The 14,892-nt window shown below is 65.7% G+C and carries 9 protein-coding genes; 3 read left to right on the plus strand and 6 right to left on the minus strand.

The window, feature by feature from the left end; translation table 11 throughout:
* Nucleotides 1–87: 87 nt before the first annotated feature.
* The 3 genes from acnB to DX03_RS10500 all read right to left on the minus strand — a co-directional run bounded on the left by acnB (nt 88) and on the right by DX03_RS10500 (nt 3,365).
* The gene (gene acnB, locus DX03_RS10490) at nt 88–2,673 is read right to left on the minus strand and encodes a bifunctional aconitate hydratase 2/2-methylisocitrate dehydratase (RefSeq protein WP_038688539.1); all 2,586 of its coding nucleotides are present in this window, start codon (nt 2,671–2,673) and stop codon (nt 88–90) included.
* A 61-nt stretch (nt 2,674–2,734) separates the two neighbouring features.
* Entirely contained in the window at nt 2,735–3,133 is a 399-nt protein-coding gene (locus tag DX03_RS10495) for a type II toxin-antitoxin system VapC family toxin (protein ID WP_038688541.1), read from the minus strand.
* Between the two features lie 7 nt (nt 3,134–3,140).
* Nucleotides 3,141–3,365, minus strand: a complete 225-nt coding sequence (locus DX03_RS10500) for an AbrB/MazE/SpoVT family DNA-binding domain-containing protein (RefSeq protein WP_038688544.1) — start codon at nt 3,363–3,365, stop codon at nt 3,141–3,143.
* A gap of 287 nt (nt 3,366–3,652) precedes the next feature.
* On the opposite strand from DX03_RS10500, the gene acnA reads away from it, so the two are divergent.
* On the plus strand, nt 3,653–6,409 hold the full coding sequence (gene acnA, locus DX03_RS10505) for an aconitate hydratase AcnA (protein ID WP_038688545.1): 2,757 nt from the start codon (nt 3,653–3,655) through the stop codon (nt 6,407–6,409).
* Nucleotides 6,410–6,686: 277 nt separating this feature from the next.
* Nucleotides 6,687–8,363, plus strand: a complete 1,677-nt coding sequence (locus DX03_RS10510; protein ID WP_038688547.1) for a long-chain fatty acid--CoA ligase — start codon at nt 6,687–6,689, stop codon at nt 8,361–8,363.
* Between the two features lie 100 nt (nt 8,364–8,463).
* Here the strand turns inward: DX03_RS10510 and DX03_RS20445 are convergent, their stop codons facing one another.
* Nucleotides 8,464–9,567 carry a DUF6624 domain-containing protein gene (locus tag DX03_RS20445; protein ID WP_185753331.1) on the minus strand — a complete coding sequence of 368 codons (1,104 nt, stop codon included), beginning with the start codon at nt 9,565–9,567 and terminating at the stop codon, nt 8,464–8,466.
* 508 nt (nt 9,568–10,075) lie between these two features.
* On the opposite strand from DX03_RS20445, the gene rpfF reads away from it, so the two are divergent.
* A complete protein-coding gene (gene rpfF, locus DX03_RS10520) occupies nt 10,076–10,945 on the plus strand; it encodes a diffusible signal factor synthase RpfF (protein WP_038688549.1) in 870 nt (289 codons plus the stop codon).
* A 12-nt stretch (nt 10,946–10,957) separates the two neighbouring features.
* Here rpfF and DX03_RS10525 read toward each other — a convergent pair whose 3' ends face one another.
* Together DX03_RS10525 and rpfG are read right to left on the minus strand one after the other, a co-directional pair.
* Nucleotides 10,958–13,675 carry a response regulator gene (locus DX03_RS10525; RefSeq protein ID WP_081797220.1) on the minus strand — a complete coding sequence of 906 codons (2,718 nt, stop codon included), beginning with the start codon at nt 13,673–13,675 and terminating at the stop codon, nt 10,958–10,960.
* A gap of 1 nt (nt 13,676) precedes the next feature.
* The gene (gene rpfG / locus DX03_RS10530; RefSeq protein ID WP_038688550.1) at nt 13,677–14,816 is read right to left on the minus strand and encodes a cyclic di-GMP phosphodiesterase response regulator RpfG; all 1,140 of its coding nucleotides are present in this window, start codon (nt 14,814–14,816) and stop codon (nt 13,677–13,679) included.
* Nucleotides 14,817–14,892: the final 76 nt, after the last annotated feature.

Genomic DNA, 14,892 nt, shown 5'->3' on the forward strand with positions numbered 1-14,892 from the left:
CCCCGGCTTTCACCGGGGGTTTTTTGTTTTCAGCCCATCGACCAACGGTCGATGGCTACCGGTTGCCGGCCATCGGCCGGCAACGCATCAGGCAGCAACCGTCTTGGCCACGTCCTGGTAGTCCTCGATCTGGTCGAAGTTCATGTAGCGGTAGATGTCCTTGCTGCTGGCATCCAGCACGCCGATGTCGGCCATGTACTCTTCCTTGGTCGGGATGCGACCCAGACGCGAGCAGATCGCGGCCAGTTCGGCCGAACCCAGGTACACGTTGGAGTTGCGGCCCAGACGGTTCGGGAAGTTGCGGGTCGAGGTCGAGAACACCGTCGCGCCCTCACGCACCTGCGCCTGGTTGCCCATGCACAGCGAGCAGCCCGGCATTTCCATGCGTGCGCCGGCGGTGCCGAAGGTGCCGTAATGGCCTTCCTTGGTCAGCTCCGAAGCATCCATCTTGGTCGGCGGTGCCACCCACAGCTTGGTCGGGATGTCGCGCTTGCCTTCCAGCAGCTTGGCGGCCGCACGGAAGTGACCGATGTTGGTCATGCACGAACCGATGAACACTTCGTCGATGGCCGCACCGGCCACGTCCGACAGCGTCTTGACGTCGTCCGGATCGTTCGGGCAGGCCACGATCGGCTCGTGGATGTCGGCCAGGTCGATCTCGATGACGGCGGCGTACTCGGCGTCGGCGTCCGGAGCCAGCAGCTCCGGGTTGGCCAGCCAGGCTTCCATCTTCTCGATGCGGCGCGCCAGCGAACGGGCGTCCTGGTAACCCTCGGCGATCATCCACTTCAGCAGCGTGATGTTGCTGGTGAGGTACTCGATGATCGGCTCCTTGTTCAGGTGCACCGAGCAACCGGCAGCCGAACGTTCGGCCGAGGCATCGGACAGTTCGAACGCCTGCTCGACCTTCAGCTCCGGCAGACCTTCGATTTCCAGGATGCGACCGGAGAAGATGTTCTTCTTGCCGGCCTTGGCCACGGTCAGCAGACCGGACTTGATCGCGTACAGCGGGATCGCGTTGACCAGGTCACGCAGGGTCACGCCCGGCTGCATCGTGCCCTTGAAGCGCACCAGCACCGATTCGGGCATGTCCAGCGGCATCACGCCGGTAGCTGCCGCGAAGGCGACCAGGCCCGAGCCGGCCGGGAACGAAATGCCCACCGGGAAACGGGTGTGCGAATCGCCACCGGTGCCGACGGTGTCGGGCAGCAGCATGCGGTTGAGCCAGCTGTGGATCACGCCGTCGCCCGGACGCAGCGAGATGCCGCCACGGGTGGAGATGAACTCCGGCAGGGTGTGGTGGGTCTTGACGTCCACCGGCTTCGGGTACGCCGCGGTGTGGCAGAACGACTGCATCACCAGGTCGGCCGAGAAGCCCAGGCAGGCCAGGTCCTTCAGCTCGTCACGGGTCATCGGGCCGGTGGTGTCCTGCGAGCCCACCGAGGTCATCTTCGGTTCGCAGTAGGTGCCCGGGCGCATGCCCTGGCCTTCCGGCAGGCCACAGGCGCGGCCGACCATCTTCTGCGCCAGCGAGAAGCCCTTGCCGGTATCCGGCGGGTCCATCGGCAGGCGGAACAGATCGGTCGGGGCCAGGCCCAGCGCTTCACGCGCCTTGGCGGTCAGGCCGCGGCCGATGATCAGCGGAATGCGGCCACCGGCGCGCACTTCGTCGAACAGCACGTCGGACTTGACCTTGAACTCGGCGATCACCGCGCCGTCCTTCAGGGCCTTGCCGTCGTACGGGCGCAGCTCGATCACATCGCCCATGTTCATCTGCGACACGTCGAGTTCGATCGGCAGCGCGCCGGCATCTTCCATGGTGTTGTAGAAGATCGGGGCGATCTTGGAACCCAGGCACACGCCGCCGAAGCGCTTGTTCGGGATGAACGGAATATCTTCACCGGTGAACCACAGCACCGAGTTGGTGGCCGACTTGCGGCTCGAACCGGTACCGACCACGTCGCCCACGTAGGCCACCAGGTGGCCCTTGTCCTTCAGCGATTCCAGGAACTTGACCGGGCCGCGCTTGCCGTCTTCTTCCGGCTCGATGCCATCGCGCTTGTTCTTCAGCATCGCCAAGGCGTGCAGCGGGATGTCCGGGCGGGTGGTGGCGTCCGGGGCCGGCGACAGGTCGTCGGTGTTGGTTTCGCCGGTCACCTTGAGCACGGTGATGGTCAGGCTTTCGGGCACCTGCGGACGGCTGGTGAACCATTCGGCATCGGCCCAGCTCTGCAGCACGCCCTGGGCGTTGGCATTGCCGGCCTTGGCCTTTTCCTGCACGTCGTGGAAGGCGTCGAAGACCAGCAGGGTCTTCTTCAGCGCGTCGGCGGCGATGGCGCCGACCACGGCGTCATCCAGCAGCTGCACCAGCGGGGCGACGTTGTAACCGCCGAGCATGGTGCCCAGCAGTTCGGTGGCGCGCTCGCGGCTGATCAGCGCATTGACTTCGCTGCCCAGGGCAATCGCGGCCAGGTACGAGGCCTTGACCTTGGCGGCGTCATCGACGCCGGCCGGCACGCGGTGGGTCAGCAGTTCCAGCAGGAACTCGGCTTCGCCGGCGGGCGGGTTCTTCAGCAGTTCGATGACGTCGGCCGTCTGCTGGGCGTTCAGCGGCAGCGGCGGGATGCCAAGCGCGGCGCGCTCGGCTACGTGGTGGCGGTAGGCTTCCAACATGACAACTCCCGGGATTTCTTTGAAAAGACTGCGATTGAATACAGCGGTGGAATAAGTGGGCTCAAGCGTGCGGCACGATCAGCTTCAGGCCCTTGAAGTAGTCGCGGTAAAACGTATCGTTCCAGGTGATCAGGCCATCGCACTGCAGCAGCGCGTGCGACCCGACCATGAAATCGTCCAGCCCGCGCCTGCTGGTGCCGCGCTGGCGGTGGCGGCGGTGCATCTCGCCGGCGCGCAATGCGGACTTGGCCTCCAGCGGGCTGAAATGGATACCCATTTCTTCCAGTGCGCCCTGCACCTCGGCGCCGCCGCGCAGCGAGGCGCAGATCTCAGCCAGGGTGACGCCACAGATCACCACGCGCCCTCCGACCAGGCTTTGGCGCAGGCAGGCTTCCACGGCGTCGGCCTGGGGGCCGTTGCTGAGCAGCTCGATCAGGACCGGCGAATCGACGGCAATCATGCGCGGCTCACTCGGCGTCGCGGACCGCGTCGACGGCGGCCTGGGCCGAATCGAAGCCATCCAGGGCGAACTTGCCGCGGGCGCGCGAAATCGCGTCGTCCACGCTCTTGCGCAGGATGATCCGGCTGCCGTCCAGTTCCACTTTCAGCTGGGTGCCCTTGGTCAGGCCGAGCGCATCGCGGACCGCCTTGGGCAAGGTGATCTGTCCGCGTTCTGCAACGGTGGCTTCCATCGGTAGGCCCTCCAAAGTATGCACAAATTATACATACTTCCGGGGGCATACTTCCACCCGAGGACGCGCCACGCCCCATCCCGGCCTTGCCGGCCAAAGGATACGCAGGTCCCCATGACATCAGCGATACATATCTCTATGTACCCTGAGACCCGATGCCGCAGGCCGAAGGCCGGCTGAATCGTTCATACTTGGAACGGTCACCGGGCCTATGGGCCAACGGCGAACGCAAGCAGGCCTGCCTCGGGCGGGCCAACGCAAGCCATCCGCAAGAGGAGTCACCCCGCATGAGCGATTCGTTCTCCACCCGCAGCCAGCTGGACGTCGGCGGCACGACCTACGACTACTTCAGCCTGCCCAAGCTCGGACAGCAGTTCGACATCTCCCGCCTGCCCTACTCCATGAAGATCCTGCTGGAGAACCTGCTCCGGCACGAGGATGGTGGCGCCACGGTCGGTCGCGACCACATCGAGGCAGTGGCCCGCTGGAACCCCACCGCCGAGCCGGACATCGAAATCGCCTTCATGCCCGCGCGCGTGGTGCTGCAGGATTTCACCGGCGTGCCCTGCGTGGTCGACCTGGCCGCGATGCGCGATGCGGTGGTCAAGCTGGGCGGCCGCCCGGAACAGATCAATCCGCAGATCCCGTCGGAACTGGTCATCGACCATTCGGTGCAGGTGGACGTGTTCGGCACGCCCGACGCGCTGGACCTCAACGGCAAGATCGAATTCCAGCGCAACATGGAACGCTACGGCTTCCTGCGCTGGGGCCAGAAGGCGTTCGACAACTTCAAGGTGGTGCCGCCCAACACCGGCATCGTCCACCAGGTGAACCTGGAGAACCTGGCCCGCGTGGTGATGACCGCCGACAAGGACGGCACGCCGGTGGCCTACCCCGACACCGTGTTCGGCACCGACAGCCATACCACCATGATCAATGGCATCGGCGTGCTCGGCTGGGGCGTGGGCGGTATCGAAGCCGAGGCGGCCATGCTCGGCCAGCCGTCCTCGATGCTGATCCCGCAGGTGGTGGGTTTCAAGCTCACCGGCAAGCTGCCCGAGGGCGCCACCGCCACCGACCTGGTGCTTACTGTCACCCAGCAGCTGCGCAAGCACGGCGTGGTTGGCAAGTTCGTCGAGTTCTTCGGCGAAGGCCTGCAGCACCTGCCGCTGGCCGACCGCGCCACGATCGGCAACATGGCCCCGGAATACGGCGCCACCTGCGGCATCTTCCCGATCGACGAGGAATCGCTGAACTACCTGCGCCTGTCCGGCCGCAGTGAAGAACAGATCGCCCTGGTCGAGGCCTACGCCAAGGCGCAGGGCCTGTGGCACGACGCGCAGACCGCGCACGCCAGCTACAGCGCCACGCTGGAACTGGACATGGGCACGGTCAAGCCGTCGCTGGCCGGCCCGAAGCGGCCGCAGGACCGCGTGCTGCTCGAAGACGTCAAGCAGAACTACCGCGACAGCCTGGTGGGGCTGACCACCAACCGCGACAAGCGCAACGATGACGTGTCCAAGTTCGTCAACGAAGGCGGCGGCGCCGCGGTCGGCAACGAACAGCTGGCCAAGGGCTACAGCGATGTGGAACTGGATGGCACGCGTTTCCGCCTGAAGGACGGCGCGGTGGTGATCGCCGCGATCACCTCGTGCACCAATACCTCCAATCCGGCGGTGATGATCGGTGCGGGCCTGCTCGCACGCAACGCGGCCGCCAAGGGCCTGGACCGCAAGCCGTGGGTGAAGACCTCGCTTGGCCCAGGCTCGCGCGTGGTCACCGATTACCTTGAAAAGGCCGGCGTGCTTACCGAGCTGGAGAAGATCGGCTTCTACGTGGTCGGCTATGGCTGCACCACCTGCATCGGCAATTCGGGCCCGCTGCCGGCCGAAGTGAGCGCCGGCATCGCCGCTGGCGACCTGGTGGTGACCTCGGTGTTGTCGGGCAACCGCAACTTCGAAGGCCGCGTGCACCCGGAAGTCAAAATGAACTACCTGGCCAGCCCGCCGCTGGTGGTGGCCTATGCGATTGCCGGTACCACCGACATCGACCTCACCACCGAGCCGCTGGGCAATGACCGCGACGGCAACCCCGTGTACCTGCGCGACATCTGGCCGAGCAACAAGGAAATCGGCGATGTGATCGCCGCGACCATCGGGCCGGAGATGTTCAAGCAGAACTACGCCGATGTGTTCAAGGGCGACACCCGCTGGAACACCATCGCTTCGCCGGACGGCGACCTGTACGCATGGGACGGCGCATCGACCTACATCAAGAACCCGCCCTACTTCGACGGCATGACCATGCAGGTCGGTCACGTCGACGACGTGCACGGCGCGCGGGTGATGGGCCTGTTCGGGGATTCGATCACCACCGACCACATCTCCCCGGCCGGCAACATCAAGAAGGACTCGCCGGCAGGCCGCTTCCTGCAGGAGCGCGGCGTGCAGCCGGCCGACTTCAACAGCTACGGCAGTCGCCGCGGCAACGATGACGTCATGGTCCGCGGTACGTTCGCCAACATCCGCATCAAGAACCTGATGTTCGGGGGCGAGGAAGGCGGCAACACGCTGTACTTCCCCGCAGGCGGTGGCGAGCCGCAGAAGCTGGCGATCTACGACGCGGCCATGAAGTACAAGGCCGACGGCGTGCCGCTGGTGGTGTTCGCCGGCAAGGAATACGGCACCGGCTCGTCGCGTGACTGGGCGGCCAAGGGCACCAACCTGCTGGGCGTCAAGGCCGTAATCACCGAGAGCTTCGAGCGTATCCACCGCTCCAACCTGGTGGGCATGGGCGTGCTGCCGCTGCAGTTCAAGGCCGGCGAGAACGCGCAGAGCCTGGGCCTGGACGGCTCGGAGACCATCGACATCACCGGCTTGAACGATGGCGCCAGCAAGACGGCCACCGTAACGGCCACCAAGGCCGATGGCACCCGCAAGACCTTCGAGGTGCACGTGATGCTGCTCACGCCGAAGGAAGTGGAGTACTTCAAGCACGGCGGCCTGCTGCAGTACGTACTGCGCCAGCTGGCTGCCAAGGGCTGACCCCACCGGTAGGCCCCGACCGTTGGTCGGGGCTGCCATGAAAGCGCCACGACCAACGGTCGTGGCCCACCAGGGTCTTGGCCCACCGGGCTCGTGGTCCAGCGCGGTCGCGACCCACCGGGGCCAACGGGCCATGCGGTCGTCACCCCCGCGGCAGATCGCCGCCTCTTCACGCCCTCTTCGCCTTTTCCATCCGGCCCGGTATGCTGCCCGGACGTGAACTGGCGGATACTCAGGGCCAGCACACACTTTCATCAACGATTCCTGGAGGGGGAATATGAGTCTGGAACGTCCCTGGCTGCAGAGCTATCCCAACGGCGTACCTGCCGAGATCGACGTCAACGAGTTCGCTTCGGTCTCTGCCGTGTTCGATACCTCGGTGGCCAAGTACCGCGACCGTCCCGCCTACTCCAGTTTCGGCAAGCAGCTCACCTATGGTGAAACCGACGCGCTGGTGGAGCAGTTCGCTGCCTACCTGCTCGGCGAGCTGCAGCTGAAAAAGGGCGATCGCGTCGCCCTGATGATGCCCAACTGCCTGCAGTACCCGGTGGCCACCTTCGGCGTGCTGCGCGCCGGCCTCACCGTGGTCAACGTCAACCCGCTGTACACCGCGCGCGAGCTCAAGCACCAGCTGGTGGATTCCGGCGCTGCGGTGCTGGTCGTGGTCGACAACTTCGGCGACACCGTCCAGCAGGTCCTTGCCGACACCCCGATCAAGCAGGTCATCACCACCGGCCTGGGCGACATGCTCGGTGCCAAGGGCCTGCTGGTGAACTTCGTGTTGAAGTACATCAAGAAGATGGTGCCCAACTACAGCATCCGCGGCGCGGTGCGCTTCAACCAGGCACTCAAGCTGGGCAGCCGCCACACCCTGCCCAAGGTCGAGATCGACCATGAGGATGTGGCTTTCCTGCAGTACACCGGCGGCACCACGGGCGTGGCCAAGGGCGCCATGCTCACCAACCGCAACCTGATCGCCAACATGCAGCAGGCCTCGGCGTGGCTGTCCACGTCGGGCATCGAGCCGGGCAAGGAAGTGATCATCACGGCGCTGCCGCTGTATCACATCTTCGCGTTGACGGCGAACGGCCTGGTCTTCATGAAGTTCGGTGGCTGCAACCACCTGATCACCAACCCGCGCGACATGAAGGGCTTCGTCAAGGAGCTCAAGGCCACCCGCTTCACCGCCATCACCGGCGTCAACACGCTGTTCAACGGCCTGCTCAACACGCCCGGTTTCGACGAGATCGACTTCTCCACCGTGAAGTTCACCCTGGGCGGCGGCATGGCCGTGCAGCGCGCGGTCGCCGAGCGCTGGAAGAAGGCCACGGGCGTGACCCTGGTCGAGGCCTATGGCCTGACCGAAACCTCGCCGGCCGCCTGCATCAACCCGCTCAACCTGGCCGAGTACAACGGCGCGATCGGCCTGCCGATCCCGTCCACCGATGCGTGCGTCAAGGATGACAACGGCAAGACGCTGACCCCGGGCGAAGTGGGCGAGCTGTGCATCAAGGGCCCGCAGGTGATGAAGGGCTACTGGCAGCGGCCGGAAGAAAGCGCCCAGGCCATCGACGCCGACGGTTGGCTGCACACCGGCGACATGGCGCGGATGGACGAGCACGGCTTCTTCTACATCGTCGACCGCAAGAAGGACATGATCCTGGTGTCCGGCTTCAACGTGTACCCCAACGAGGTCGAAGACGTCATCGCGATGATGCCTGGCGTGCTCGAAGTGGCCGCAGTCGGCGTGCCCGACGAGAAGTCCGGCGAAGTGGTCAAGGTGGTCATCGTCAAGAAGGACCCGAACCTGACCGCCGAGATGGTCAAGGAACACGCCCGGGCCAACCTGACCGGGTACAAGCACCCCCGGATCGTGGAGTTCCGCAAGGAACTGCCGAAGACCAACGTCGGCAAGATCCTGCGCCGCGAACTGCGCGATACGCCACCGGCGTAAGCAGGGGTAGCAACCGCACTACCAAACGCCCGCAAGGCACCACCTTGCGGGCGTTTTTGTTGCCGGCAGAACATGCTGCGCTTTGCGACAGCGCCTCGGCTTACTTCCGGTAACGCTCCTGCAGGATCTTCAGATACTCGTCCAGCGGTCCCATCGCCATGCTTGCCCTGCGCGAATCCACCCCATCCGGGTCGGAAAGGGATTTTGCAACCGCCTTTCCCGCCACGATCTCAACCTGGGTACCGTAATACTGCTGCTTGCCTTCGGCCAGAAGAACGCGGTCGGTGAGTGCGGCGAACTGTTGCCTGGACATCTGGCGCGAATCCATCAACGGCCTGGCAAGCTCCAGAGCGCGCCGCTGAAACGCCGGATCGTCGGTTGCGTGTTGAACCAGCAGGAAGGCAGTAGAGACGCCGTCCCGACCCACCATCTGTACGTCGGGAAATCCCACTTCGTTAAAAATTCTCTTTATCTCCCCGATATTCTTTCTGTCAATTTCCCGCATCTCGGCCAGCAGCTTTTCGCGCGCCGCTCCAGTCGCCTTGGAAAGCCCAGCCCGAGTGGCTTGGTCGCCTGCGATCATCTCTCCCAATCGTTGACGAACTGCAGGCTGGGTATACGGCTTGAAGTCCGCCGAGAGTCGTGGATCACCATTGATGTCGGAAAGGCGCTGCCCGGCCGCATGCGCGGACCTTGCTGAAGCGATCTGCTCCTCGACAGATGGCAAGCCATAAAAATCACGGAAGAATCGTGCTGCGGCGATGCCGTCCAGAACCGGGCTGATCGCAATCCCGCCGTCGACCAGACCCATGAGTGTTCCGTACGACTGCGTCTGATCGTGCCTGATCTGAACGTGATCGGAGAGCCGCGCGTAGCCAAGCGGATCTATGTCTACCCCCACCCGATCATCCAGGAGCCGCAGAAGCTGCTGCTGGAACTCAACATCGCTCGATGCGCGGAGCAACAGTTTGCCGGCATCGTCGATACCCTCCCTTCCCGCCGCATCAAACGTAGGCCAGCCTCTAGTTTCAAGCAGATCCCTGAAGCTCTTCAATGCGGTTGGGGACAAGGGGTCTGTACTGGCCGCCACCTGAGCAGCGATGCTTTTCCTGAGATCCGGGTCCGGACCTTTTGCGCGTGAAATCTCGATCGTGCGTTCCGCAGAGAAAGCCGTCGTCGCTCCACCCAGAAGTGCGATGAGCAAGACCGCTGACGCTGTCACGCGCCCAACGCGCGTGGCGTAAATTCTCTCCATTGCTCCCCCGTTTAAACCTGTCATCGCGCCCGGAACTACGCACGCGCCTTGTCCACTCCTTGAACGGTCTATTAGTTACAGATCGACAAGCAGCGGGCAAGTGGCCACAGGAGCCAGGGGCAGACCCGCGCAACCCCACCCTGACCCGATGCACCCCGCCCAGATTCGTTCCATTCCGAACGCCGCCACCCCGGGCCCAGAAACGCCGGGCCGCGTGCGGGGGACTGCCCAAGAGCCCCGGGCCGCAAGGCTTTGCGGGCGTCAACGCGGCATGAAGCTGCCCAAGATGACAGCCACCGCCCCTGGGCCGGGTCACCCGGGACTGCGCTTGGCCGGGGCAGCGCTTGCGGGCGGTTCACACCCCGCGCATAGAATCACTCGCCGCCGCACGTTCTGCTCGCCCCCTTCATTCTCCGTCCGCAATGCGGTCGGCCGGACGGTCTTACGGAGAACTCCCATGTCTGCAGTCCATCCCTTTGCCCCCCGCCCGCAGCTGCACCCGACCCTGCGCATCACCGAAGAAGCGCACCGTGACGTGTACTGGATCCACATGCACGCCAACCTGGTCGACCAGCCCGGTCGCCCCTGCTTCGCCTCGCGGCTGGTGGACGATATCGTGGGCTACCAGCGCGAGCTCGGCGAACGCCTGAGCATCTCGCACGCCTTGTCCCCGCACGTGGTGCTGGCGTCGGACAGCGACGTGTTCAACCTGGGCGGCGACCTGGAACTGTTCTGCCGCCTGATCCGCGACGGCGACCGCCCGCGCCTGCTCGACTACGCCCAGCGCTGCGTGCGCGGGGTGCATGCGTTCCACGCCGGCCTGGGCGTGCGCGCGCACAGCATCGCGCTGGTGCAGGGCAACGCGCTTGGCGGTGGCTTCGAGGCGGCCCTGAGCTGCCACACCATCGTGGCCGAGGAAGGCGTGCTGATGGGCCTGCCCGAGGTGCTGTTCGACCTGTTCCCCGGCATGGGCGCCTACTCCTTCATGTGCCAGCGGATCAGCCCGCGCCTGGCCGAGAAGATCATGCTGGACGGCAACCTCTACACCGCCCGCCAACTGCACGAGATGGGCCTGGTGGACGTGGTGGTGCCGGTGGGTGAAGGCGTGGCCGCGGTCGAGCGGGTGATCAAGGACAGCAAGCGCATTCCGCACGCCTGGGCGGCCATGCGCGAAGTGTCGGAAGTGTCCAGCATGGTGCCGCTGCACGAAATGATGCGGATCACCGAGATCTGGGTGGACACGGCCATGCAGCTGGGCGAAAAGTCGCTGCGTACGATGGACCGGCTGGTGCGGGCACAGGGACGGCGCAACGGTGATGCCGGCTGAGCCTGGCCATGTTCAGGAGGGCGTGCACTCGTCGCCATCGGACTGCCGCAGGGCGACAGCCCGGGCGTCGAGTGCCTTCCTTCCCTGCCGCAACGCATTGCCCAGGGCAGCCGCGCGCGGGGTCCATTCGGCCTTGAGCTGCCAGTCGGGCATGCGCATCAGCTCACCCCCGGCATTGGCCACCTGAACCAGGCCGAGGTTGCTGGCCACCCCACGCAGCGCGTGGGCGTGTTCGCGCAGCTGATCCCAGGCCTGCTGTTCACCGCTGGTCTGGATACGGGCCATGCAACCGTCGACATCGCTCAGGCACTGGGCGATGAACTGCTTTTCAAACCCCTCCCCCATGCCCAGCGCGGCCAGCTCGTCGAGCACCGCCGGATCCAGCGCGCCGGCCACCACCGGCGCGGCGGGCACCGCCTGGATACCCGGCTCGGGCCGCGTGTTGGCGGCGATGTCGGCCAGGATGTCGAGCAACCGCGTGGCCACCACCGGCTTGGCCAGGAACGCGCGCGCACCGGCCTGTTCGCAGCGCAGGATCGAATCGGGGGTGACATCGGCACTGAGCACCATCACCGGGATGTAGGGCATGCCACTGGCCTGCATCACCCGCAGCTGCTTGAGCAGGTCCAGGCCGCTCATGCCCGGCATGTGCAGGTCGACGATGGCGGTGTCGAAGTCGGACTGCTCCAGCATGTCCAGCACCTGCTCGCCGCCATTGACGCAGACGACCTTGTGGCCGGCCTTCTCCAGCAGGCGCTGCAGCACCATGCGGTTGGCCGCATGGTCGTCGGCCACCAGCACGCGCAGGCTGCGCACCCGGGCGCGGTGGCGCAGGAACGGATTGGAGAAGGCGATGACGTTGCCATTCTCGGTGGTGTCGCCGGTCAGTACCGGGGTCATCGCCACGTCCAGCGCGATTTCCACCCAGAACACGCTGCCACGTGGGCTGTTGGGGGTATAGCCGATGCGGCCGCCCATCGATTCCACCAGGCCCTTGGCAATGGAGGTGCCCAGGCCGGTGCCCTCGTGGCGGCGGGCCAGGCCCACGTCAGCCTGCTCGAAGGCATCGAACAGGCGCTCGCGCAGCGCGGCCGGCACGCCGATGCCGCTATCGAGGATCTCAAAGCGCAGCATCACCCGCTCGCCGACCTGCCCGTCCAGCAGCGACACCCTCAACGCCACGAAGCCGTCATCGGTGAACTTGACCGCGTTGCCCATCAGGTTGAGCAGGATCTGCTGCAGGTGGCCGGCATCGCCGTACAGCCGCGGCGGCACGTGTTCGTCCACCACCACGCGGTACTCCAGCGCCTTGGTGCGCGCCTGCGGGGTCAGGATCAGGTTGATCGCCTGCAGCACGTCGGCCAGGGCGAATTCGTGGCGCTCCACGCGGACCTTGCCGGCCTCGATGGCCGAGATGTCCAGCACCTCCTCCACCAGCGCCAGCAGGCTGCGCGCCGAGGCCTGGATGGTGTTGAGGCACTCGCGCTGCTCCTCGTCCAGGCGGGTGGTGGCCAGCACTTCGGTCATGCCCGCCAAGCCGTTCAGCGGGGTGCGGAATTCATGGCTCATGTTGGCCAGGAAGCGGCTCTTGGCCTCGTTGGCCTGGCGCGCCTCGGCCACCGCGCGGGTCAGTGCGTGCAGCAGCGAGTCGAAGTACAGCGGGATGGCCGCCAGCCCCAGCAGCAGCCCCCACGCCAGGTAGCTGTGCTGCTGCCAGTACGGCGCCAGCATGATCGTGCACAGGAACGCCACGCAGCCCATGGCCGTGGCCACGCGCAGGTAGGTGCTGCCATAGCGCATGCCGTTGCCGATGGTGACCCACAGGCACACCGCGTACAGCGGCGCGGCCGGCTCGCCCTGGATGGTCATGATCAGCCCCATGCAGGAATAGTCGGTGAGCATGCCGATCACCCGCCGCACGTGCGATACGCCCGGCTGCAGCAGGATGGCCGCCAGCAGCCCGGCCGACACGGTCAGCTCGAAGGCCAGGATCAGCCAGGTGGCCAGCAGCGTATCGCCGTGGTTTTCCAGGTAGCGCCACCCCAGGTAGATGATGAACAGCGAGGTGATGGCGATGCGGATCAGGTTCTGCGCGTGCTCGCTGTCGGGCCGGCCCGACAGGCGCTGCTTGAACCGGGCCAGCAAGTGCTGCTTGCCGGCGTGGCCGGTGCGGGGAGACTCGTTCATGGGGGGCACTCGCATGCGTCGGCGCAGCAGGGTCGAGCAGCACATCGGCACCACTGCCAGCCCCAACCAAAGGAAGAAAGCCAGCCTGGCGTTGTCCATCCAGTACGGGGTCAGCAACACGGTGGTACCAAAGCCGAGCATGGCCAGCGCGATGGCAGCGGCGAGGTAACGGTTGCCGTAGCGCAGCCCATTGCCCACCGTCACCCACATCACCACCGCATACACCCAGGCCAGCGGCTCGCCCATCTGGATCATGCCCAGCGCGATCAACCCGTAGTCGGCCAGCATGCCGACCACCCGGCGCAGGTGCGACCGCTGCGGCCGCCACAGCAGCCAGCCCAGCAACAGCAGCGACATGCCCAGCCCGGTCAGCGCCGTGGCCAGCACGCCGTGGTACTCGTCCAGCAGGTGGTTGCGCGCCCCCGCCAGCAGCACATACAGCAGGATCAGCGAAATCAGGGCGATCCGCACGACCACCTGCCCGTGCTCGGTATCCGGACGTTGCGCCAGCCGGCGCTTCAGCCACGGGTACAGGGGCTGCATCTCACATTCCCGGGCGGGTCGAGGCGGTCGAGTGCTGGGCGCAGATCTCTTCCAGCTGCTCGCGGCCCTTCATCAGCGCGTCCACGCAGCGCGGGTCGAACAGGCGGCCACGCTGCGCGTACAGGTAGGCCATGGTGGCTTCCATCGTCCACGCTTCCTTGTACGGGCGGGGCGAGATCAGCGCGTCGAACACATCCGCCACCGCCACGATCCGCGCTTCCAGCGGGATCGCATCGCCGATCAGGCCGTCGGGGTAACCGCTGCCGTCATAACGCTCGTGGTGGCGCAGCGCGATCAGCGCGCCCACCTGGATGAAGCGGTTCTGGCTGCCGCTGAGCAGCTCGTAGCCGATCCGCGGGTGCCGGCGCATGATCGCCAGCTCTTCTTCGTTGAGCTTGCCCTGCTTGAGCAGCACTGCATCGGGAATGGCGATCTTGCCCATGTCGTGCAGCGGCGCGGCCATTTCGATCAGCTTGCACTCTTCCTCGGGCAGGCCGAGTTGTTCGGCGATCAACCCGGCCACGTGCGCCATGCGCTCGAGGTAGGCGCTGGTGCCGGCATCACGGAACTCGATCGCACGCGCCAACCGCGACAGGGTTTCGCGTTCGCGCTCTTCCACTTCGTGCATGCTGGCCAGCAGGCGCTGCTCCAGCGACAGCGCACGCTGTTTGACGTTTTCCGATTGCTGGCGCAGCTGCAGCAGGTTGTAGCAGCGCGCGCGCAGTTCGCGCGGGCGGATGGGCTTGACCAGGAAATCGATCACGCCGGCTTCCAGCGCGGCCTGGCGGATCGGCTCGTCGCCGACCACGGTGATCAGGATCACCGGGATGTCGCGGTGCTTGGGCAGGCGGCGGAACCGGCGGGCGAATTCCAGCCCGTCCATTTCCGGCATGCGGTAGTCGAGCAGCAACAGATCGACCGGGTGCGACTCGCACCAGGCCAGCGCGGTGAGCGGGTCACCGAAGTCGTGCACGCTCAGTTCCGGCGCGATGTCCTCGATGACATGACGCAGCATGGTGCGCGCGGACGTCTGATCGTCAACGATGACAATATTCAAGGCTGCTTCCGCCGTCTTCCTGGACCACACTGGAACATGCTGCGGAAAGGATACTCCGCCACTCTGCACACTGGCACCTTGCATGGATCCGCCTCCCGTCGCGATCGCCCGGTTCATGATCGTAGCCGCAGTGTGATGCGAGCGTCACGCCCGCCTTCGG

The organism is Stenotrophomonas rhizophila (genome assembly GCF_000661955.1).
Classification (GTDB): domain Bacteria; phylum Pseudomonadota; class Gammaproteobacteria; order Xanthomonadales; family Xanthomonadaceae; genus Stenotrophomonas; species Stenotrophomonas rhizophila.